This is a genomic window from Alteromonas sp. a30, assembly GCF_026788005.1.
Lineage (GTDB): Bacteria > Pseudomonadota > Gammaproteobacteria > Enterobacterales > Alteromonadaceae > Paraneptunicella.
In genome coordinates, this window is sequence record NZ_JABEPE010000002.1 from 182,878 (window position 1) to 205,161 (window position 22,284).

The following is a 22,284-nucleotide window of genomic DNA, read 5'->3' on the forward strand; positions in this document are numbered from 1 at the left end:
CTTAATTAGTTACGTCGGCAGAGTCGTCTTCACCACCTGGCTTACCATCTTTACCAAACGACTTTAAGGTGTATTCTTGGCCATTTTCACCCGGCTTTTGGTAGGTATATTCATTGCCCCATGGATCCAGCGGCACATCTTTTGGAAGATATGGGCCATCCCATCCTCTGCGTTCAGAAACCCGTAGCTCACTGAGTCTATCTGGGTAATCCCCGGTATCTAAACGAAAAGTATCCAATGCCGTACCTAACATTTGGATTTGTGTTTGCGCCGTTTTAACACGAGAAGAATCAACTTTTCCAAACATTGCTGGGCCAACTAATGAGGCTAATAAGCCCAAAATTACCATTACCACCAAAAGCTCAATCAAACTGAAACCTTGGTTTTTCTTGTTCGTTTTCAAATTTTCTACTCCATTTAGAACATCATCACGGATATGCTCACTGAATTGTGACATAGAATGCATAAATAATCTGAAGATAAGCTGAGCGAGCGGAGTGTATTACATAAAAACACAGAGAGAAATAGAAGATTTGCGCCGCAATTTACCTCCACATCTTCTGGTGTAGAACAGCTAAGTTTAAACCGTCCTTCGTTGTTATATGCAACGCCCAACTTACATTTTGGCTTATCTTCGCGACTTGGGTTAACTGGCGTTAAGCAAGGTATCTACAACCTGCTGCCTTTCTTCTTCGCTCATATAGGCGTGCATGGGCAAGCTAAAAATAGACGCGGAAATACGCTCCGAAACCGATAAGTCCACATAATGCTGCAAGCCTTCATATGCACTTTGACTATGAAGAGGTTTGCCGTAATAAATGGCACTTGGAACGCCTTTTTCTTTTAATGCGTTCATATACTGCTGACGGTTACCCATTTTTGGAATGAGGCAATATTGCGCCCAACTACTTTTCATATTCTCAGGAACATGTGGCACGATAAACCGCTCAGATAATTGTGCAGAATAACTTTCAGCCAACGCTTGTTTAGCGACAACTTCATTATCGAAGATGCGTAGCTTCTGCAAAAGAATAGCTGCTTGGATGGTATCTAGCCGACTGTTCATACCAATACGCACATTATCGTACTTATCATTTCCTTTTCCATGTACACGCAACGACTCAACTATTTCCATCAACGCAGCATTATTACTAAAAACAGCGCCACCATCACCATAACAACCTAATGGCTTCGCTGGGAAAAAACTCGTTGTTGCAATATCACCAAAACTACAGGCTTTTCTGTTGTCAATTTGCCCGCCAAAACCTTGGGCTGCATCTTCAATAACAAAAATGTCGTTTTCTTTGGCTATGGTTTCAATGTGTGTGTAATCCGCTGGAAGGCCAAATAAATCCACTGCAATTAATGCTTTCGGTTTGATCCCTTCTTGCTTTAGTTGAGTGATTGCCTGCTTTAATGACTCCGCCGACATGTTGTAAGTAGTTGGGCAAATATCAACAAAAACGGGAGTAGCGCCAACTAAACTGATAACCTCAGCAGTAGCAAAAAAGCTAAATGTCGTGGTGATAACCACATCACCTTTTCCAATATTCAGAGCCATTAATGCCAGCTGTAAGGCATCTGTACCATTCGCAACGCCCGCACAAAATTCGGTGCCGACATAATCAGCTAGTTTTTTCTCTAGCTCAGCAACTTCAGGTCCCATAATGAATTTGCCATGATCAAGTACCGTTTGAATACGCTTATCGATGTCTAGCTTATTTTGTTGATACTGAGTTTTTAAGTCGATAAATTCCATTATGCTTTTACCAATTCATCATTTTTTAAGTAATACACATCGCCACTATGAGGGCACACCGCTTCTAATTCGTGACCTGTAACAGGCAAATCCAATTGCTCACCATATTCACTCATCCAACCAATTTGCTTTGCAGGTACCCCCACCATCAAGGCATAGTCTTTTACATCTTTGTTAATGACAGCGCCCGCACCTACAAATGCATACTGACCAATGGTCACACCGCACACGATAGTGCAATTTGCCCCTAACGTTGCCCCGCGCTTGACTAATGTGTCGCGATATTCGCTTTTTCTTTCGATAGAAGAACGAGGGTTGTATACATTGGTGAATACCATGCTTGGACCACAAAAGACATCGTCTTCTAGGAACACATTGTCATAAACAGAAACGTTGTTCTGAATTTTACAGCGATTGCCTATTTTAACGTTATTCCCGACGAAGACATTTTGACCAAAAGAGCAAGACTCGCCAATGCGAGCGCCTCCACAAATATGTACAAAATGCCAAATGCGAGAACCCTCGCCTATTTGAGCGCCTTCATCAACAATGGCGGAAGAATGAATATATACAGACATGACGTTCTCTGGGGGTAGTAGCACTTCATCGCTAAGCGACCAAGGCTAGGAATTAACACTCAGCGATAAAGCCTTTTATCGTAACTTCGTTTCTAAGAAAAAAGGGCTGAACCAGCCCCTTTTCTCACACTTTCACGCGCTTAATTATTATTTAGCAATGCCATTAAGAAAGGATGAACAAAACTTTCATCGTTAATATTAGGAACTGCATTGCGAATATTTTCCACAGCTTGAATACAGGTTCGGGCATCTTCTATTCCATAACCTCGCCCTTGCAAAATTTCGTTATAGCTCACTGTATGCAGATCGGTGAAACCACCGGAAAACTCAATTTCTTTTCCACCCACAGTAATGGAACGATAGGTCGTCTGCTTTTGCTTAGCTTCAGCTGGCAAGTCGTCAGAATCAATAGACAAGAACCACTTTACCCGAGCATTTTCATACTCTAAGTATCCTGCACTTTTTGTTGCCGTTTGGTAGTGTAGTTGGTTCTCTTGAAGCGCTCCAAAGAGGTGGTGCAGCATATCGAAGAAGTGCACACCAATATTAGTTGCAAGGCCGCCCGACCGTCTTAAATCACCTTTCCAGCTTCCTAAATACCAGCGCCCACGGGAAGTAATATAGGTCAATTCAACTTCGTGCTTTTTACCGGCTTTGTTTTCAGGCGCTAATTCTTTTCTGAGTGCTTTAATTGAATCATGGCAACGCAATTGAAGGATGTTATACACGCGTTTTCCGGTTTCATCTTCTACACGCTTTAAATCATCTAAATCTTCAATCGTTGTGACAAGTGGCTTCTCACTGATGACATCCGCCCCAAAACGCATTGCCGAAACAATATGCGAATGATGAAGGTAGTTAGGTGAACACACTGCTACATAATCTAAACTCGCTGCAGAATTGCGCTTAAGTCGCCAACAATGATCTTCATAAAGTTCAAATTCAGTGAAAAACATAGTATCAGGCGAAATACTATCAATGATGCCCACTGAGTCATTAGGATCGTAAGCAACCGCCAGATTATGATCCAGCTCTTTAATTGCTTTCATGTGTCGTGGCGCGATGTAACCGGACGCACCAACAATTGCAAAGTTTTTCCTAGTCATTCTACGCTTTCACTACATTTTCAAAATTTTTCAAATACTTACCGCGAGTATCAACAATTAGTTTGGCATGTTGTTGAATCAAGGAATAATCAAAACGGTCATGGTCGGTTGCAACCAAGACAACATCGTAACTCGCTAGGTTTTCCGGTGTTAGCTCAACACTGCTTAAATCAAATTCATGTTGCCGCATTTTCGGGAACACTGGCACATGTGGATCGCTATACGCAAGATGAGCCCCTTTCTCTTTGAGCATTTCCATAATCTCAACAGACGGCGACTCTCTCATGTCGTCTACATTCTTTTTGTAAGCAATGCCAAGCACTAATACTTTGGCGCCTCGCAACGCAACGCCATTGTCGTTTAAGCCGTCCATTATTTTGGTCACAACCCATTGGGGCATGGCCTGATTAATCTCACCGGAAAGCTCAATAAAACGTGTATGCAAACCATATTCTCTGGCTTTCCAAGTTAAATAGAATGGGTCAATTGGAATACAGTGCCCCCCTAATCCTGGCCCGGGGTAGTATGGCGTAAACCCAAATGGCTTAGTAGCCGCTGCGGTTATCACTTCGTGAATGTCGATGCCCATTTTGTCAGACACAATCTTCATTTCATTAACTAAACCGATATTAACCGCTCTATGGATGTTTTCTAGCAACTTGGTCATTTCTGCGGCTTTAGTTGAAGAAACCGGAACAACATGATTAACCGCTTGATCATAAAGCGCTAAGCCAACATCCAAACAATGTTTTGTGTGACCACCGCAAATTTTAGGAATTGTGGCCGTAGAGAAATGCGCGTTGCCTGGGTCTTCTCTTTCTGGAGAATAAACCACAAAAATGTCGTCACCAACGACAAAGCCCTGAGCTTCACAACGTGGCACAATTTCTTCCTCGGTCGTCCCCGGATATGTTGTGCTTTCCAGAGACAACACTTGCCCTTTACGTAAATGCGGCTGTAAAGACTCAACCGTGCCAATCACAAAGCCTAAGTCTGGTTCACGGTATTTGTTTAAAGGCGTTGGAACACAAATGATGAGCGCATCACACGCACTGGCTTCGGAAAAATCCGTGGAGGAATAGAAGCCTGTGTCTCTAGCAACTTGAATGTCCTTGGAAGCGATATGTTCGATATAACTTTCGCCATTCGTTAACGCACTGACTTTTTTCTCATCAACATCAATGCCAATCACTTTGTAACCAATAGATGAAAAGCGTAATACCAGCGGCAAACCAACATAACCCAATCCAATGATGCCAATGGTCGCATCACGCTTTTTTAACTTACTAATTAACTCTACTGAATTACCCATTTAAAAATTTCCTAATTCTTTTATCTGAAGCCGCCAAATAGCCGCGCAATTCTAATACAACCACCACCAAGACAAAACAGGTTATTCCACTAACATGGCAAAGTTCCAAGACTATGGTTTACTCTTTATTAAGCCCAGATACCAACTTAACTGGATGAGAACAAAAAATGTCCCAACCCAACTAAACCAGCTCAAAGCCGTTAATCCATCATATAGCACTGCCCCAAGACCCAATGAGGCAATCATTGCACCGGTATAAAACATTTCAAAAATCAGCGCGATATGCTGTTTTTCTCGAAGAATGGGCATAAAAGCCAAAACCCCTGTTATCGTTCTTAACGCAAACCAAGGCATCATAATTTGTGCAACGCGCCCTGCCTCTCGCCATTGTTCACCCAAAACCAATATAAATAGCGGCGTAGCGATAAAATACAGAATGAAATAGAAGACAATCGCCACAGCGCTATACCCCCCCCACAGTTTCCCTACTTTCGACAAATTTGGGTGTTCACTTTGGAGTGTTTTTGCACAATGTTGATATAAAACGCGATATAGGGCATTTGACACCATATGCCACGGAGTCATGATCAATCGATTGGTCTGGGAAAATTGCCCAAGAATTTGTGTTAATCCAAAAAACTGCAACACATAAGCCGGTGCAGATGCATTCACATTACTTAACAAAGCATGGGGAAGATTAAATTTGGGGAAGTCTTTAAATGCTTTAACAACCTGAATAACGCTCACTTTTTCCAACGCTGTAGCAGAGGTTAAGACGGCTATAAAGCAATACTCTATAACACTAACAAGGATATAAGACGCTGCGAACGCATAAACAATCCCCAACTCAACTTCAGGTAAAACGAAAGGCCATGCCCCTGCAATGCCAACCCAAAGCAACGCCCTTAAAACGAGAAAACCGGAAATCGCAGAATAGTGCTCGTTGGCATTTAACCAACCGACATGCAAATTGTGTATTGCAAGTGCTAACGCCGAGACAGGCAAAAACCAGCCATAATGCTGATTTACGATGCCGGCCAAAAGCGCGATTGAAAGAATGATGAAAATACAACACGCAAGAAAGATTGCCATTCTTCGACCTGCGCTTAATAACGCCATTTTTTGTTTCGCTTCAGATACAGAAACAAGCGCGACATCAAAACGCAACGCCATTAATATAGAAAGGAATGTGCACAACGCCATAAAAAAAGCGAGATGACCAAAGTCTTGCGGCGAATAGAGTCGAGCCAGAAAAGGCAGTGCAACAAACGGAATTATCTGCGCGGCCACGTTGCCTGATGCCAGCTTAACAACCGATGACAATAGACTCACAGAACCTTTCAAAGCCGCCATATTACAGGGCACCGTTTATCTGAGAGCGATGATATGAGGCTTGATAGAGCGAAACCAATTCATCAGACACATGGTCATAAGAGTAATGCGTTAACACGTGCTGACGAATCACATTTGACTCAAAAGATAGCGAGACAAACCGACATAAACTTTCAGCTAATTTATGTTTATCGTCACATATGAAACCAACACGCGCATCCGTAATAATTTCTGAGGCACCTTGGCATGGCGTCGATAACACAGGCAACCCCATGCTCATGGCTTCAATGAGTACCACACCAAACGTTTCATAATGGCTAGACAAGACAAAGGCATCATGAGCCGCCAATTGATCCCGTATTTGTGTTTTATTCAGTTGCCCTAGCAACTGCACCCTATGTATCAACCCAAGCTCCTGAATTTTATCCTCTATATTCGTTTTTAAAGGACCATCACCAATGAGGGTAAGTGTCACCTCTTGAGGTAAATTAGCTTCAGCAAAAGCATGAAGTAACCCAAGTTGATTCTTAACTTCCACCATACGACCTATGTTAATCAGCCGTTTGATATTGCCAGTGACGGCGGCTTGTTGAGGTACAAAAAACGCGGTATCAACACAATTAGGTAAGACTTGAAACGACAGCTGAAACGAACGGTGTAGTGTGTTTGCTAAATGCTGACTCACAGCAATACGCTCCGATGCATCCTGATAGCATTGCTTCGCGACTTGTAACTGTCCTTTATCATATCGCTCTTCTGCGAAGCCTGATAGATGCTCGGTCACTACATACGGAATGCGTTTAGCTTGTTTGAGCCAACGAGCAACGCCCCCTCCGGGAAACATGTGTACATGACAAACATCGGGCTGCCACGTTTTTAATAAGCGCTTGGCCAGCCTTTTTTGGATAACTTCACGTAACCATTGAGTCAATTTGGGTAACTTCGGAATCGCAGGGAACAAATACTGGATAATGGCAACACCGTTTTCGGTGCGGCTCTGATAACCTAGCGCCCTTACTCCCATTTTTATGGCTTTCGGCAGTGGGATTGCGACAACGTTCAAGACTCTTACATCAACAGCTTTTTGTTGCAGCGCTTTTATTTGCTCCTCAACAAACACTCCTGCCATAGGGAAATAGTGGTTCTTATAGTTGAAAGGAACAAAGAGTACCTTCACTGAAAATATCCTTATTGACGGTGACAAATATGAGAAAAAGGAGAGTCAAAAAATCCCATCAGCATGCTAGTTTGAGCCATTGTATTTTTCCATCGTGACTTGAGATGATGCATTTACACCTTCACGCTTCAATACTTTCAATATTGTGAGCAACGCGATTTTCACGTCAAAACGAAAAGAAACATTCTGAACGTAATACAAATCCAACTTAAACTTCTGCTTCCAAGCTAAACTATTTCGACCATTAACCTGTGCCCACCCCGTAATACCAGGCTTCACATCATGGCGATGGCGTTCTGTCTCAGAATACAAAGGAAGGTATTCCATGAGTAAAGGTCTTGGTCCAATAAAAGACATCTCGCCTTTGATGACATTGAGAAGTTGCGGCAATTCATCGATGCTCAGGCTCCTAATGATTTTACCGGCTGAGGTTAGCCTGACATTGTCGGGCAAAAGCTCCCCCACTTCGTTGGTAAGATTATTCATGGTCCTGAATTTGATCAAATTAAAGGGCTTCCCCTTTAATCCTGGGCGTTGTTGTACAAAAAAAGGGTTTCCTTTGAGGCTGAACATCAGCACTATTGCGGCAAGAATAAACGCCCAGCTCAGACAGACGAGCAGCACTATTGCAAGCACTCGGTCCAGTAAGCTTTTGATAAGATTCGCGTACAAAAGTACCTCCACAGATGCCCAATGGCTAATTCAAAAGACGTTCGTAAAGGGCTTTAAGTTCATTAAACTCAACATGCCATTCAAACTTTTCAGAAACTGCCCTACGACCATTGTCACCCATGCTTTTCGCTGTGTCTTCTTCGCTCATTAACGTTTGAATCTTGTCCGCTAGCGCCTTGGCATTTTCTGGGGCAATATAAAATCCACATTGGGCTTCATCAACAATACTTTTCCAAAGCGGAAAATCACTACAAATAACGGGCAAACCTGACGCCATGTATTCGAACATTTTTACGGGTAACGCGTCTTCGTAATCCCCTGTTGCACTTAACACAACAATGCCAATTCGACTTTTTTGCGCCAATGCTGCTACATCATCCCGTGAACACCATCCATGATAATCGACCTGAGCCCAAGAAGGATGCGACTGGCAGAATCCCTCTAATTCACCATTACTAAACCGCCCGGCTAAGTTAAGACGAACATCTGGCAAGCGCTGTAACGCATCTAACATGGTTTTTATGCCGCGATCCAAAGTAATGCCACCAACATAAAAAATGCTTTTCGGACGCTGACAATAATCACTTAAATCCGCACTGGAAAATTCACTAGCAAGCGGATAATTGCGCACTTCTGTAACATTCTCAGTATAAGTCAAATATCGATTAACTAATTTCGGCGTAACGCTTATCAATGCTTCAAATAGGCGAGCGCATAACCACTCCCAAACCTTCACAAAAGGAAGCAATAAATAAGCCGCCCATTTAGGCAACCAATACTTTCGGAAAATCTGGCCTTGGAGATCTTCATGAATATCGAAGACAACCTTACGTCCTCGAAGCGCGGGAATGAAAAAATAAGGGGTTAACTCAGGATCGTGCAGTTGGTATATGTCAGCCTTTAACGATAACGCCGTATTTTTGGCTAGAACTGCCATTTTGGTGATTCTGGCGAATCTTCCAGTGGGTTTACCAATATCTCGAATCTCAACACCTTGGCAAACCTCATCACCTTTGCCGTCCGCGACAACTAAGGTGACTTTAAATCCAGCTTTAGCAAGAGAAGCACACTGTTTAACAAAAACACGCGTATCGTAACGAGCATGAACGGTCGTCACATGACAAATATGCTTCACGCTGCCCACTATTTTCTCCAAACACCTTTAAAGTCTAAAACCGTTTTATCAATGAGCCGCTCTACAGGCACAGCGATGAACTCTTTATGCTCGACAAGCAAAACCAAAATGTCCGCTGTTTCTATGGCTTTTTCTAAACTTACCAACTTAGTGTCGGCCAACTTTTCCACACCTTGAATAGAGTCAATATTAGGTTCCACAACCATGACAGAGTCTAAGTCCGAGGAAAACGCTTTAATAATATCAAGAGCCGGACTTTCCCTTAAATCATCGATATTCGCTTTGAAGGCCGCACCAAGAAATGCGATTTTCACTTGATTGGGTGGTACTTGTAAGTCGATCGCTTTTTGTTGAAGTGATGCTCTTATTTTATTGATGGTCCATTCTGGCTTATGGGAATTCACTTCTCTTGCTGTGGTGATGAGTCGTGCCAGTTCCGGTGTTTTTGAAACGATAAACCAAGGGTCAACCGCGATGCAATGCCCACCTACTCCGGGACCGGGTTGCAGAATATTCACCCGAGGGTGACGATTCGCAATGCTAATCAGCTCCCACACATCAATATTCAATTCGTCACAAATAATCGACAGTTCATTGGCAAAAGCAATATTGGTGTCCCTAAACGCATTCTCTGTTAGCTTGGCCATTTCAGCCGTATCGGTATCAGTAAGAACGCATTCACCTTTAACAAAAATTTGATAAAGAGACCTTGCTTTTTCTGCACAAAGACGAGACATCCCTCCAATCACACGATCATTTTCCACTAATTCTCGCATTACATGGCCCGGCAGCACTCTTTCAGGACAGTGCGCAATAAAAATATCATGCTCTGTGGAGTTAACCGAATCAGGTAGAGCGAGATCAGGCCGCATTTCTGCGATCCAATAGGCCATTTGCTTGGTTGCACCTACAGGTGAGGTCGACTCTAATACCAGCACGTTGCCTTTTTCTAAAACCGGAGCTATCGCTTTGCAAGCGGCTTCGATGTAACTTAAATCGGGTTGCTTGTCTGCTTTAAAGGGCGTGGGAACCGCGATAAGGAAAGCATCTGCTGGCTCAGGAGTACTGCTGGCTCGAAGAAACCCTTTTTCGACTGATTCTCTAACAACAATGTCTAAATCAGGCTCAATGATGTGAATTTGCCCTGCATTGATAGTATTGACAGCGTTTTCATTAACATCAATACCAAGGACTGCTTTCTCGTGAGAAGCGAACATGGCTGCCGTCGGCAAGCCAATGTATCCCAACCCAACGACAGATATTTTATTAAACAATTGCTTACTACCTAAACTTTATAATGAACTTATTATGTCTGCGATACGTTGTGCGCTTTTACCGTCACCATAAGGGTTATGAGACTCTGCCATCTTGGCATAACAACTCGCATCATCGAGCAGTAGCGATAACTGATCAATGATCTGCTTTTTATCCGTACCAACCAATTTAACCGTTCCAGCATCAACCGCTTCTGGGCGTTCGGTTGTATCTCGCATTACGAGGACAGGTTTCCCTAACGACGGTGCTTCTTCTTGGATTCCACCCGAATCAGTCAAAATCACCTTACAGTTATTCATTAAATAAACAAAAGGGAGATAATCCTGAGGTTTGATCAACTTCACATTTTCACGGTCAGACAGCACCCTGCGAACAGGTTCTTGTACATTAGGATTCAAGTGCACTGGATAGATAAAATCAATATTGGGGTATTTATCAGCCAGCTCTGCTATTGCTGAGCAAATGTTTTCAAATCCCGAGCCAAAGCTTTCTCGTCTATGACCGGTAATCAACACAAATTCTCGTTCGGGTTGAAAACCAAACGCTTGCTTGAAGCCTTCGACCAAGTCGTGACGCAAGTCTTCATCGTGCTTAACCAAGTGACTGACTTCAAGCAACGAATCAATTACCGTGTTTCCTGTCACCCAAATCACATCGTCACTCACACCTTCACGTAACAAGTTCTGCTTTGCTGTTTCAGTTGGGGCGAAATGCAGTTGGGCGAGAGCCCCTGTAAGCTTTCTATTTGCTTCTTCAGGCCAAGGAGAATAAATATTTCCTGTTCTTAACCCGGCTTCCACATGTCCCACTTTTACTTTGGCGTAATAGCACGCCAAACTGGTAGCAAACGTGGTAGTTGTATCACCATGTACTAAAACGACATCCGGCTTTTCCGCCTCAAGAATGTCACGCATCCCAAGTAAAATACGTGACGTAACATCAGATAAATCTTGCTGTTTAGTCATGATGTCGAGGTCATAGTTAGGTGCAATTTTAAACAACTCAAGCACTTGATCTAACATCTCTCGATGCTGAGCTGTAACACACACTTTCGACGTTATGTTTGGCGATGCTTCCAGCGCCTTCACGACCATCGCCATTTTAATAGCTTCCGGCCGTGTTCCAAATACGGTCAATACCTTCAACACTACGCGTCGCTCCTAACCAGATTACAACGAGCTGATCGCAGCAAGAGCAACACCCGATTGATACAAGATCTGAGTCACCGATGACCACAAGGTTAAGTTATCAATTGGCGCTGAATCTAGCGGTACGACGATAGTATCACCGGGTTTCAAAGAAGAGCTTTCTGAACTAAACCAGAAACCTTGTTCAGGGCGAATAACCGAGCCATTAGCTTGGATAACGAAAACGCTTTCTTCATCACCAAGATGCTTAATACCACCGCTTCGACCAAGATAATCCTCAATGCTCAATCCAGGTTCAAAACGATGCGATGTAGGCAAGAAGACTTCACCAACTACTGAAACTGTCTGTGAACGTGGTGGAATTGTTAAAGTGTCACCTCGGATCAATTCTACATCGGCATCTGAGTCACCCCCTAATAAGGTAGGCAAATCAATGACCATACGGCCAACCGCTTTCGTATCGGTTAGGTCTTTTAACACTTTTTGCAATTCTTGATAGTCGGTATTGGTGCTATCAGTCACATTATTACTGAGTCGCTTGGCAGCCACCTGCTTACGCAAATCATCCGCTAAGCTAAGTAAGTTTTCTTTTTCTTTCAGTTTTAGGGATTCTCGCGTGAAAATTGCCCCTTCAGCGTGCGCGTATTCTGTTAGACCACCCGCTTTTTTGATTAAGCTAGAAAGCGACTCGCCTCGTTTCACTGTGTAGGTGCCCGGGAAACGCACTTCACCTTTAATTTGGACCTGTGCGAAGTCATTTGCTTCAGGCTTGGTAAATACCGATATTTTATCTTTACCTGAGACCTTAAAGTCCTCTGCCATGCTAACGTGAACATCGAACTGCTCAACGCCACTCTCCGTTTCTCTTGAAACTTTAATGATAGGAGAAGCAAGATCTGTCACACCACCTGCTGCATCAAGGGCACTTTCCAATGTTCCACCAGCACTTAGAGGATAGGTTCCCGGATAACGTACATTACCGGTTACTTCAACTAATGGTAACGAGTTGCCGATGCGGTTTGCATCCAACACTAATTTGTAGGCAGGCCAAAGAAGATAGTGTCTTGAGCTCGCATCCCATTTATAAATTTGGTATTTGTTGATTAACTCGGAGAAGCTTTGGTTCTCTAATTCAAAGATTGAGGGTAGGTCCTGTTCAACTTCCTCTTTTTCAGTTTTTTCTTCTTCGTCCTCTTGTAAATTTGCGTATAAATCCCAGAAAAACTGATTTTCAACGTCTTGTTCAACATGACTCTTGATCAGGTCTAATTTAGGTTTTTCTCCCGCAAGCTCCTCAAAGCTTAATAGCTGTTTGGATTTAGTATTCGTAGAGAAAACAAACAGTTTATCGTTAGGTGATAAGGTAATATCCGCATGCTCACCATGAAGTAACTTTGCCGGACTAAACTGAAGTGCTTCAACATTTCCTTTGGATTGACGAATCACTAGCCCATAATTAATGTCCGAGTGCTCAGTGAAAAAGCTCACTTCTGATTCAATCAAGGTAGATAATGTCACTCCCTGATACCACTCATAAAAACCGGGACGAGACACTTCACCTAATACCTGAATAGCATCTTGCAGGCGATCCGCAGAAAGAGGGACTTTAACTTCGGCAATATTAGCCACAGAAATACGCTTAGCATCTATCTCATTAAGGTTAAGATTTTGAATCAACTTAGTGCCATTTTTGAAACGATAAACACTGACTTTATTGACGTAGGCTTCATTGGAAACACCACCAACCATACTGAGTAAATCATCAAAGGTTTCATCCGGTAGAACTTCATAAATAGCAGGTCTATTAACACCACCGTCAACACGAATCTGCTTACCAACGGAAGGAATAAACACAACGTCACCGGATTGCAGAATTACATCGTCTTTAGTATCGCCACGAAGCAGCAGATCATATAGATCCAACTCTTTGATAACTTTACCTGAGCGCTTCAGTTGAATTTTTCTTAACGATCCATTTTCTTTAATACCACCACTCGCAAATAAAGCGTGGGTGATGGTAGACAATGAACTCACGGTATAGGTGCCCGGCGTATATGCGTCACCTAATACAAAAATTTGGATAGCCCCTAACTCACCAAAAGCGATATGTGCAGTTACCCCGATATTTTGTTCTTCAATGCGGCTTTTTATGTAGGATTTTGCTTCTGAGTAGCTTAAACCAGCAACGTTAATAGGTGCGAGGCCCGGAACGACGACTTGTCCTTGACGGTTAACTTCCAGCTCATATTCTTGGCTCTCTTTGCCATAAAGCGTGACCAGCAGCATGTCCCCTAAACCGATAATATAATTGGCAGGTACAGGGGCTTTAGCTAACGGAGAGAAAGTAGTAGGTTGTCCAGCAAAAAGGTCATACCCAAAAGGCTTGAGTTCATCTTCTTCCTCATCATTTTTGCCTTCCTCTTCTTCGTCATACTCTTCATCAGATGACTTTTTCTTTTTGCCATTTGGACGCGGCAACACGAAAGGAGATGAAGAATCTTCACCCGGCTCACTGTTTTTTTTGGAAAGACCCAATTCAGCAAGATCAAACCCATATTTATCTGCAAGCTCGGCTTGCTGTTCAGGAGACAATCGTTTAAACAACTCAAGTTGCTCATCTGAAGGCTGGAACCCTTGTTGAGCCATCACAGGAGATGCAGTGAACATCAAGATGAATAAACTAAGTGCTAAACCAATTTTTATTTTCATTTCCAGTAAAACTCGCTTGTTTAAATTACTGAACACGTGTAATTCTTTTCTACTACTTACAAAGGGCCGTGATTCTACAACATCACGCTATTTATTGCACCGACAATAGTCGCCCAAATTTTTATACAGAATCCATTTGAGGGGCAAAATACAGCCAATTCGTAAAGCTTTCAGGCTGTCGTGATTAACCTTAACTTCGCCGTTTAAACTTGCTTTTGCCTGACGTGCTCGGTATAACCACTCCTTTATGTAAAAATGACGTGTACTTTTTAAGGCGAACTTATCGAGCCACCTTTAGCTCATGCCTTAATAATAAAAAGAATAAAGCTACACAAAATCCATCACCTTTGAGGCCGATTTATGACCGCTATTAGCGTTAATAGTTCCGATAATTTGTTCGGACATCCGAAGGGACTCTATGTCTGCTTCGCTACAGAGTTGTGGGAACGTTTTTCCTTCTACGGAATGAAGTATTTGCTCCTCCTTTACCTCACAAAGTACCACCTTTTCAGTGACGGAGCGGGTTTAGAAATTTTAGGTTCTTATGCTGGGTTAGTTTATGCCCTCCCCGTTATTGGCGGCGTGTTAGCCGACAGATACCTAGGTATGAGAAAAGCCGTACTGTTTGGAGGCATTTTACTCTGCTTAGGCCACTTATTGATGGCATACGAAGGCCACCAAGCTATCCAATACGATGCAGGAACGATTCTCCAGTCGGCCATTACCTTAACTGACGGTTCTGTGCTTGCCGCTGGTACACAACTTCAAGAAACTATCAAAATCCAAGATGTAGCCGCGCTAAACGTTTTCTATTTCGCGTTAGCGCTTATTGTAACGGGCGTAGGCTTCTTAAAACCAAACATCTCAACAATTGTTGGTCAATTATATCCAGAAGGCGACCCTCGCCGTGACTCTGGTTTCACCATTTTCTACATGGGAATCAATGTGGGTTCTTTCTTTGCAACCATAATCTGTGGTTACTTAGGCGAAACTTACGGCTGGGGATACGGATTTGGCGCTGCTGGGATTGGTATGTTAGTTGGTTTGGTTACGTTTATCCGAGGCCAAAAATACCTACACGGTTTAGCGGAACCTACTAACCCTGAAGTATTAGAAGAAAAGGTCGGCGGCTTCATCAAGAAAGAACACCTGATCTACCTTGCATCTATTGCCAGTTTATCTGTGATTTGGTTGATGGTTCAACACGAACCTTTCGTCTTCATGGCACAACAAACTCTTCTGGTTATAGCAGGCATTGGTTTATTAGCTTATTCACTATTAAAAGGCACACGTGAAGAATTCCACAGGATGATCGTATTGGTCATTCTCATCGCTTCTACCATTATTTTTTGGGCACTGTTTGAACAAAGTGCAGGCTCCATGACCCTCTACGCAGACCGCGTAGTAGACCGCGAGTTTAATGGCTTCGAGATTACCGCATCGCAGTTTGGTAGCTTGAATGCAGGCTTTATCATGATGCTTTCGCTTCCTATCGCCGCACTGTGGGTATGGCTAGAGAAATTCAAATTAAACCCCAATACACCGGTAAAATTTGGCTTAGGTATTATTCAAGTAGGTCTTGGTTTCGGTGCATTAGTGGTGGGCGTTCAATACCCAAATGAAGCAGGACAAATAAGTATGTGGTGGCTCGTACTCGCTTACTTATTGCATACAACTGGTGAGCTTTGCTTATCGCCTGTTGGCCTATCTGCGGTAACTAAGCTTGCTGTGCATCGCGTTGTTGGCATGGCAATGGGTACTTGGTTCCTTGCCACGGCTCTAGCGGAAACCGTCGCAATGCGACTTGGTAAGATGGCTGCTATTGATACGGCATCAGCGGATACAGGAGATATTGCCTCTATTATTTCTACTTACACTGAACTATTCCAATTCTTGATGTATGTCGGTATCGGTGTGGGTATCTTTATGATTGCTATTTCCCCCATACTGAAAAAGGGTATGCATGGTGTAAAATAGACCGTCTAGCGTACATTACCTAAAGCCTGCCTAGCGCAGGCTTTTTTATATAGTAACGACCACACTTAGAAAGTCCCTAATCGATGACATGCGTTATACTGACTTTGTTTCTGTGATGGGCATAGATATAAGAGAATATGAAGCTTTATTTAACAGCAAGACAATTACCCGGTTTACAAGATTTACCGCTGCAAGAGAGGCTAGCGGCTATTGCGACGGCTCAGCAAAAACTCACTCTGCCTGAAAAGCTATTTTTGAATTTACTCAAGCTCTTCATTTTTACTTGTATCTTTGTTTTATTGACTGGGCAGTTTGCCTTAGTGACTGTTATCGTTGGGGTGATTGTCGCACTATTGCTTTTCCCATTAATATTGCGACCAATTCACCTAACCATCATTTCCAAATATCTAAAGGAAAGCTCTAACAAGTAAACAAAAGGAAAATGCCAGTCGGCTATTAACTGACTGGCATTAGTCTCAAAGGGTCTTTACCAACAATGAGCGTAGCGTAAATAGAGGGTTAATCGATATTTTCGAGATAGGCGTCTAACTCTTCATTTAACTCGACTTCTTCCTCTGATTGCTTCTGCTCCACACCATTATTGACTTTGTTTTGTAGGCGCTGGAAATATGCGTCTTTTACAAATGCATAAGGATCTAAAGAGTTGTAAAGCTGATCTTCTTGTGCGACTAAATCAGCTCTGGTTTCTAGCAACTTAACGCCATTTTGTAGAACGGAAAAATAGATGTTTAAATCGGCCAGAGGGAAATATGCGTTATCGACAACCCGACCCAATGTGGTTCTCACATCGTGAGGTCCTAATGCTGGCAACATAATATAAGGCCCGGTGCCTGACCCCCATCGCCCTAACACTTCTCCGAAGTCTTCGGGACGACGTTCTATCCCCATCTCACGGGCCACATCAATCGTTCCCAGCAAGCCTATCGTCGTGTTGATAGTAAAACGACCTAAACTGACCGCCATCCCTTGCATTTCGCCTTGCAATAAGTTGTTCACGGTACTCGCGGGTTCTTCTAAGTTTAACGCTGCATTGTGCACACCACGGCGAATAAAACTCGGGACATTTTCTCGATAAGAAACCGCTACTGGTCGCACTAGGTATTTATCCAAAATATCCCAATTAAACGACCACATGACTCGGTTAAAAGACTCTAGAGGATCGCGAGGATCAGATACTGAAGTATCAACCTCTGGAGTATTTTCATTATTAGCTTTTTGTGCTTGTTCAGACACATTCTTCGATGAAGCACAGCCTGTGAGAACAAGACAGCCAGCAACGATAATGCTACGCCAAATCATTTAGGGTAACTCCTTATTTATTTCAATAGTAATCTCATTCAGCTGAGATCGAGTGATAGGGACTGTTACCTCTCCCTCCAAATCCCCAGTTTGCGCTTCAACTTTGTCATCTTTTGAGATCCGCACAACAACATCTGCGAGTTCAAGGCTGGACAAGTTTAAAGCCGGTATCATTGCATTTTTGTCAGAAAGCGTAATAACCAGTGGCAATTGTGTTAAAGGTTGTTTCACCACCGCAACCGGCATTTTCATATCTGAATTGGCTTGACGCGCGAAGACAATTAAATACCCTTGTTCTGGCAACGCCGATGTCAGTGCAGGCTCAATACTAATAGCAACCTTCAATTCTGTTTCTACCGCATCTAACTCCGCTATTTTGTTCTTAACAACTTGTTGTAACGGATCATCTTCCTCTAATACTTTCCCCAATTCTGTCCACGCAGTTTTCGCTAGGTCCTTTTCACCTAGCTGAGTTGCGGCAATAGCCAATAATCCAAGCGCATCGGTTTCTTTGGGGTTTATGGAGACCGCCTTTAATAACAATTGCTTCGCTCTTTTTATATTATTCTCTTGATCTGTCAGTAACAGTGTTTGCCCAAAACTGACCAGCGTTCCTACACGTTCAGGTTCAATCGCTAGCGATTTTTCGAACGCTTCTATTGCATAATCAACACTCTGGAGCGATGCAAAAATGCGTCCCATCAACAACCACCCCACGGCATCATCGGGTTTCTCAGCAAGGCGAGTACGTAGAGCAAGCAAAAAGTCTTGTAAGTCTTTGGAAGTGAGAGATTCATCATTCTTCATCACCACACGTTCTCCAAGCTCGCCTAAACGCCCTTTCGCTCTTTGCCAATCTTGAAGATCTGCTAATTCATTACTTTTCCAATACGCCCAGCCTGAAAGCAAGACGCAACAAAGCGCGCCCACACTTAACATCTTGGAGCCTTTAGACTTCAATAAGCCTTGAGAAGGAGGAGTGGAGTTTTGTTCAACTTCATTAAGTAAAGAAAGTTTTAGTTCTTCTTCCGCTTGCGCTTTTTGCTCGGCTGTTAATATGCCTTCTTCTAAATCACGTTGTAGCTCAGTAACGCGCTCTTTCACCAGCATCACATTGAGTCTTTCTCTATCATGCTCTGTACGCTGTGTTTTAAATATCCAAGGCCAGAAAATTGCGATAGCCGCAATTAAAGAAAGTGCGAACGCACCAATCCAAAATAATGTCACTTGTATTTATCCAACAATTTATCCGCTTCTTCCAAATCCTGAGGCGATGCATCTTCACTTTTAAGTGGGGATTCACCTGCTTCATTGAGGTCAGATTTGGCATTTCGTCTTGCAAAAAACATCACCAAAAATGCAACCACAATAAATCCCGCTGGCAATAACCATAACCATATCGTTATTGGGGTGACTGGCGGCTTGTAATGAACAAACTCACCATATCGTGCCTTCATATAGTCAATCACTTCCTGTTTCGACTTTCCTGATTCAACCAATTCAAATGTTTTGCGTTTTAAGTCCAACGCAATCATGGCATTGGAATCCCCAATGGTCTGGTTCTGACACATAGGGCAACGCAACTCATGCTTAAGCTCCAAAAAGATTTTTTGCTTCGCGGGGTCATCTAACTGGTAGGTTGTTTCTGTAGCATGTGCGACCGCGATTATCCAACCGCTTATCAATAACACAACGATCGGTAAACTCAACTTCACTTAAGACTCCCCAAAATACATTGAGAACTTCTCTTTCCACACTCTGGTATTTAAGTCACCCACGTGATGGACTTTTACGACACCAAGTTCGTCAATAAGAAAAGTCTCTGGCGCACCCGTCACGCCGAGATCCATTCCGTAACTGCGATCTTTATCGAACATATTGAATTGATATGGATTACCGTGCTTACCTAACATTTGACGAATTTCCCACTGTAGTTGTGGCAATGGCTTTTGATCGAAGTCAGGATCATTATTGAGCTGATAGTACAGTCCTACAATGCGTACTCCTTGCTTTCTCAACTCTGTTAAATAAGGCAACTCAACCGCGCATGTAACGCACCACACCCCCCAAACATTGAGTAACGTTTTCTGACCTAAAAAGGTTTCTTTGGTATAAAGTTTTTTGGGATCCATTACATCTGGTAACTCAAAGTCAGGAATCGGTTTGCTTACCGAGACCGACACTTCGTAGCGAGGCTCTGAATATAAGCCTTTTAATAAAAACCCTGTTACCGCGATAAATGCACCTAGAGGAATTAAAAACAGCAAAATCTTTTTCATTGTTGAGGGACTCCCTGAGGTACTGCATTATTGTCTAAAACAGCTTTCTTACGTGTTGCAAATTTCGACAAACGATAACGCTTGTCTGCCATGCTTAAAAAGGCGCCAAACGCCATAATAAACGCACCAATCCAAATCCAAGTAACGAGCGGCTTAACATACAAACGCAAAGCCCATGAACCATCCTTTAGTTGCTCGCCCAGAGCCACGAACAGATCTCTAGACAAATTGCTGTCGATTCCAGCTTCGGTCATCGTTGAGCGTTGCACTGAATAAAAGCGCTTTTCGGCTCGTAAAGAACTCACAAAGTCGCCATCTTTGTGAATATCAACAATCCCTGCATGTCCTGAATAGTTTTGTCCTTCTATCGATACAATCCCTTTAAAAGTAAAATTGTATCCAGATAAAGCGACTGTTTCTCCTTCCGACATTCTTACTTCCATCTCTGTCGTAAAATGGCTAGTCACAGCAATTCCCATGATAGAAATAGCAAAGCCCAAATGCCCTAATACCATCCCCCAGTGACTCCGAGACAATTTACCTAGCGAGGAAAGTGAAAACTGATTCCCTGTACGCTGCAATATTTCAAAAATTGTTGAAACAGCAATCCATATACTTAGGAAACTACCAAGAAGCGTGATGGTTGCTAAGCTGTCATAAGAGTAATTAATTGCCAGAGCACCCAATATAGCGATGATAAACGCCATGACTAATTGATTTCTTAAATCAACTAGATTTTGTTTTTTCCAGCGAGATAGCGGGCCAACCCCCATCAAAAAGGCAAATGGCACAATAAGCACAGTAAACATTTGGTTAAAGAATGGCTCTCCAATAGAAATAGAGCCCATTCCAAGTTCTTTGTGAACCAGTGGTAGAAGCGTTCCAAGCAGCACCACCAGCGTTGCAGCGCTTAGCAGCACATTGTTCCCGAACAACATCACTTCACGCGAAACCAACCCGTAGCGTCCAACACTTTTTAGTTGGCTTGCTCTAAGGCCATAGAGCAGTAATGAGCCACCAATGACGGTAACAAGTAGCGCTAAAATGAACAGTCCACGTTCAGGGTCACTCGCGAAAGAGTGAACGGAAATCAGAATACCGGAACGAACAAGAAACGTGCCTAATAGGCTCAAAGAAAAAGCGGCAATAGCAAGCAGTATTGTCCATGACTTAAAGAGCTTACGTTTCTCAGTAACAGCCAGAGAATGCAATAATGCCGTTCCTATTAACCAAGGCATAAAAGAAGCATTTTCAACTGGATCCCAAAACCACCAGCCTCCCCAGCCTAATTCGTAATATGCCCACCAACTGCCCAATGCTATACCAATACTTAAGAAAGCCCATGCAGCTTGAGTCCAAGGTCTTGCCCAACGAGCCCAAACCGAATCAAGTTGACCAGATAGCAACGCTGCAAGAGCAAAAGCAAATGCGACGGAAAATCCTACGTAACCCATATAAAGCATGGGAGGGTGTATGATCATGCCAATATCTTGAAGCAGTGGATTGAGATCACGTCCATCAACAGGGTAGAAAGGCAAGAGGCTTTCAAACGGATTGGAAGCGATAATGATGAATAAGTAAAACCCCACGGCAACGACACCTAAAATGCCGAGTACCCGAGCCACCATCTCCTGTGGAATAGCTTTACTAAATAAAGAAACAGCAAACGTCCAACCTGAAAACATTAGCACCCACAGCAAAAATGAGCCTTCATGCCCTCCCCATACCGCTGTGTACTTATATTGAATGGGTAATAAACTATTTGAGTTATGGGCAACATACGACAACGTAAAATCATCAGTAACAAAAGAATAGGTTAAACAAGCAAAAGCAATCGCGGTAAACAAGAATAGGCCAACGGATAGGGGTCTAGCCATCGCCATGTACATTTGGTTGCCAGTATGCGCTCCCCATAAAGGATAAATAGACATTAACATTGAAACGAGCAATGCCAACACTAATGAAAAATGGCCTAATTCTGCAATCATGATGTATCTTGCGCCCCTTAGTTAGTGCCTTGAGAATATTGTGGCTTTTCATGCTTGATGCCTATCATGGCCTCAGCGAGTTCAGGAGGCATATATTCTTCATCGTGTTTTGCTAATACTTCATCAGCACGAATAACGTTACCTTCTTGTAATACTCCTGTAGCGACAATACCTTGTCCTTCCCTGAATAAATCAGGCAGTATCCCACTGTAAACCACTTTAACAGTGGGACCGGTATCAACAAGATCAAAGCTTACATCCAGCGAGGAATCTGCTCTTTCCACCGAGCCTTCGACGACCATGCCTCCAATGCGGAGCCGCTGTCCTACTGTAGGACGAGTACCATCTTTACCATGTAAGATTTCTGACGGGGTATAAAACAAATCAATATTTTGACTTAGGGCAAATAGCATTAACCCAATGGCGGCCGCAATGACAGCAACCACAGAGGAAACAGCAAACATTCGTTTTTTTCTTCTAGGGTTCATAGTATTTTCTCTTAAATTTAAATTCAGTC

20 protein-coding genes are annotated in these 22,284 nt (G+C 43.0%); 2 read left to right on the top strand and 18 right to left on the bottom strand.

Annotated features, from left to right (window positions below):
- Position 1: 1 nt before the first annotated feature.
- The 12 genes from gspG to HJG39_RS03010 form a co-directional block, all read right to left on the bottom strand.
- A complete protein-coding gene (gene gspG, locus HJG39_RS02955) occupies positions 2 to 466 on the bottom strand; it encodes a type II secretion system major pseudopilin GspG (RefSeq protein WP_268406629.1) in 465 nt (154 codons plus the stop codon).
- A 180-nt stretch (positions 467 to 646) separates the two neighbouring features.
- Positions 647 to 1,759 carry a DegT/DnrJ/EryC1/StrS family aminotransferase gene (locus HJG39_RS02960; RefSeq protein WP_268406631.1) on the bottom strand — a complete coding sequence of 371 codons (1,113 nt, stop codon included), beginning with the start codon at positions 1,757 to 1,759 and terminating at the stop codon, positions 647 to 649.
- The gene (locus HJG39_RS02965; protein ID WP_268406634.1) at positions 1,759 to 2,337 is read right to left on the bottom strand and encodes an acyltransferase; all 579 of its coding nucleotides are present in this window, start codon (positions 2,335 to 2,337) and stop codon (positions 1,759 to 1,761) included. Before HJG39_RS02965 ends, HJG39_RS02960 begins: the two co-directional genes overlap by 1 nt.
- Positions 2,338 to 2,477: 140 nt before the next feature.
- Positions 2,478 to 3,443, bottom strand: a complete 966-nt coding sequence (locus tag HJG39_RS02970) for a Gfo/Idh/MocA family oxidoreductase (RefSeq protein ID WP_268406637.1) — start codon at positions 3,441 to 3,443, stop codon at positions 2,478 to 2,480.
- 1 nt (position 3,444) lies between these two features.
- A complete protein-coding gene (locus HJG39_RS02975; protein WP_268406640.1) occupies positions 3,445 to 4,755 on the bottom strand; it encodes a nucleotide sugar dehydrogenase in 1,311 nt (436 codons plus the stop codon).
- A 111-nt stretch (positions 4,756 to 4,866) separates the two neighbouring features.
- Positions 4,867 to 6,108: a lipopolysaccharide biosynthesis protein gene (locus HJG39_RS02980; RefSeq protein ID WP_268406641.1), complete on the bottom strand. Its 1,242-nt coding sequence runs from the start codon at positions 6,106 to 6,108 to the stop codon at positions 4,867 to 4,869.
- Between the two features lies 1 nt (position 6,109).
- A complete protein-coding gene (locus HJG39_RS02985; RefSeq protein WP_268406643.1) occupies positions 6,110 to 7,264 on the bottom strand; it encodes a glycosyltransferase in 1,155 nt (384 codons plus the stop codon).
- A gap of 66 nt (positions 7,265 to 7,330) precedes the next feature.
- Complete coding sequence (locus HJG39_RS02990; RefSeq protein ID WP_268406645.1) at positions 7,331 to 7,936, bottom strand: sugar transferase; 606 nt, start codon at positions 7,934 to 7,936, stop codon at positions 7,331 to 7,333.
- A 25-nt stretch (positions 7,937 to 7,961) separates the two neighbouring features.
- Entirely contained in the window at positions 7,962 to 9,080 is a 1,119-nt protein-coding gene (locus HJG39_RS02995; protein ID WP_268406646.1) for a glycosyltransferase family 4 protein, read from the bottom strand.
- Complete coding sequence (gene wecC, locus HJG39_RS03000) at positions 9,080 to 10,345, bottom strand: UDP-N-acetyl-D-mannosamine dehydrogenase (RefSeq protein WP_268406648.1); 1,266 nt, start codon at positions 10,343 to 10,345, stop codon at positions 9,080 to 9,082. The genes HJG39_RS02995 and wecC overlap by 1 nt, the downstream gene beginning before the upstream one ends.
- Positions 10,346 to 10,363: 18 nt before the next feature.
- The gene (gene wecB, locus HJG39_RS03005; protein ID WP_326849238.1) at positions 10,364 to 11,491 is read right to left on the bottom strand and encodes a non-hydrolyzing UDP-N-acetylglucosamine 2-epimerase; all 1,128 of its coding nucleotides are present in this window, start codon (positions 11,489 to 11,491) and stop codon (positions 10,364 to 10,366) included.
- A 24-nt stretch (positions 11,492 to 11,515) separates the two neighbouring features.
- Positions 11,516 to 14,203 carry an SLBB domain-containing protein gene (locus HJG39_RS03010; RefSeq protein WP_268406654.1) on the bottom strand — a complete coding sequence of 896 codons (2,688 nt, stop codon included), beginning with the start codon at positions 14,201 to 14,203 and terminating at the stop codon, positions 11,516 to 11,518.
- Between the two features lie 360 nt (positions 14,204 to 14,563).
- On the opposite strand from HJG39_RS03010, the gene HJG39_RS03015 reads away from it, so the two are divergent.
- Both HJG39_RS03015 and HJG39_RS03020 read left to right on the top strand, forming a co-directional pair.
- On the top strand, positions 14,564 to 16,180 hold the full coding sequence (locus HJG39_RS03015) for a peptide MFS transporter (protein ID WP_268406657.1): 1,617 nt from the start codon (positions 14,564 to 14,566) through the stop codon (positions 16,178 to 16,180).
- 137 nt (positions 16,181 to 16,317) lie between these two features.
- On the top strand, positions 16,318 to 16,611 hold the full coding sequence (locus HJG39_RS03020; protein ID WP_268406660.1) for a DUF6170 family protein: 294 nt from the start codon (positions 16,318 to 16,320) through the stop codon (positions 16,609 to 16,611).
- A gap of 88 nt (positions 16,612 to 16,699) precedes the next feature.
- Here HJG39_RS03020 and HJG39_RS03025 read toward each other — a convergent pair whose 3' ends face one another.
- The 6 genes from HJG39_RS03025 to ccmE are packed head-to-tail and all read right to left on the bottom strand — an operon-like array spanning position 16,700 to position 22,255.
- Entirely contained in the window at positions 16,700 to 17,500 is an 801-nt protein-coding gene (locus HJG39_RS03025) for an MlaA family lipoprotein (protein WP_268406662.1), read from the bottom strand.
- On the bottom strand, positions 17,501 to 18,727 hold the full coding sequence (ccmI, locus tag HJG39_RS03030; RefSeq protein ID WP_268406664.1) for a c-type cytochrome biogenesis protein CcmI: 1,227 nt from the start codon (positions 18,725 to 18,727) through the stop codon (positions 17,501 to 17,503). It abuts the gene before it with no gap.
- The gene (locus tag HJG39_RS03035) at positions 18,724 to 19,215 is read right to left on the bottom strand and encodes a cytochrome c-type biogenesis protein (RefSeq protein WP_268406667.1); all 492 of its coding nucleotides are present in this window, start codon (positions 19,213 to 19,215) and stop codon (positions 18,724 to 18,726) included. Before HJG39_RS03035 ends, ccmI begins: the two co-directional genes overlap by 4 nt.
- Positions 19,216 to 19,779, bottom strand: coding sequence for a redoxin family protein (locus tag HJG39_RS03040; protein ID WP_268406669.1), 564 nt, complete (start codon positions 19,777 to 19,779; stop codon positions 19,216 to 19,218).
- Positions 19,776 to 21,767 (bottom strand): heme lyase CcmF/NrfE family subunit, encoded by a 1,992-nt coding sequence (locus tag HJG39_RS03045; protein WP_268406671.1) that lies wholly within the window; start codon positions 21,765 to 21,767, stop codon positions 19,776 to 19,778. Before HJG39_RS03045 ends, HJG39_RS03040 begins: the two co-directional genes overlap by 4 nt.
- A gap of 17 nt (positions 21,768 to 21,784) precedes the next feature.
- Positions 21,785 to 22,255: a cytochrome c maturation protein CcmE gene (ccmE, locus tag HJG39_RS03050; RefSeq protein WP_268406673.1), complete on the bottom strand. Its 471-nt coding sequence runs from the start codon at positions 22,253 to 22,255 to the stop codon at positions 21,785 to 21,787.
- Positions 22,256 to 22,284 lie beyond the last annotated feature (29 nt).

Coding starts and splice junctions, on each gene's coding strand:
- gspG (WP_268406629.1), bottom strand. CDS start 466: ATGCATTCTATGTCACAATTCAGTGAGCATATCCGTGATGATGTTCTA.
- HJG39_RS02960 (WP_268406631.1), bottom strand. CDS start 1,759: ATGGAATTTATCGACTTAAAAACTCAGTATCAACAAAATAAGCTAGAC.
- HJG39_RS02965 (WP_268406634.1), bottom strand. CDS start 2,337: ATGTCTGTATATATTCATTCTTCCGCCATTGTTGATGAAGGCGCTCAA.
- HJG39_RS02970 (WP_268406637.1), bottom strand. CDS start 3,443: ATGACTAGGAAAAACTTTGCAATTGTTGGTGCGTCCGGTTACATCGCG.
- HJG39_RS02975 (WP_268406640.1), bottom strand. CDS start 4,755: ATGGGTAATTCAGTAGAGTTAATTAGTAAGTTAAAAAAGCGTGATGCG.
- HJG39_RS02980 (WP_268406641.1), bottom strand. CDS start 6,108: ATGGCGGCTTTGAAAGGTTCTGTGAGTCTATTGTCATCGGTTGTTAAG.
- HJG39_RS03010 (WP_268406654.1), bottom strand. CDS start 14,203: ATGAAAATAAAAATTGGTTTAGCACTTAGTTTATTCATCTTGATGTTC.
- HJG39_RS03015 (WP_268406657.1), top strand. CDS start 14,564: ATGACCGCTATTAGCGTTAATAGTTCCGATAATTTGTTCGGACATCCG.
- HJG39_RS03020 (WP_268406660.1), top strand. CDS start 16,318: ATGAAGCTTTATTTAACAGCAAGACAATTACCCGGTTTACAAGATTTA.
- HJG39_RS03025 (WP_268406662.1), bottom strand. CDS start 17,500: ATGATTTGGCGTAGCATTATCGTTGCTGGCTGTCTTGTTCTCACAGGC.
- HJG39_RS03040 (WP_268406669.1), bottom strand. CDS start 19,779: ATGAAAAAGATTTTGCTGTTTTTAATTCCTCTAGGTGCATTTATCGCG.
- HJG39_RS03045 (WP_268406671.1), bottom strand. CDS start 21,767: ATGATTGCAGAATTAGGCCATTTTTCATTAGTGTTGGCATTGCTCGTT.
- ccmE (WP_268406673.1), bottom strand. CDS start 22,255: ATGAACCCTAGAAGAAAAAAACGAATGTTTGCTGTTTCCTCTGTGGTT.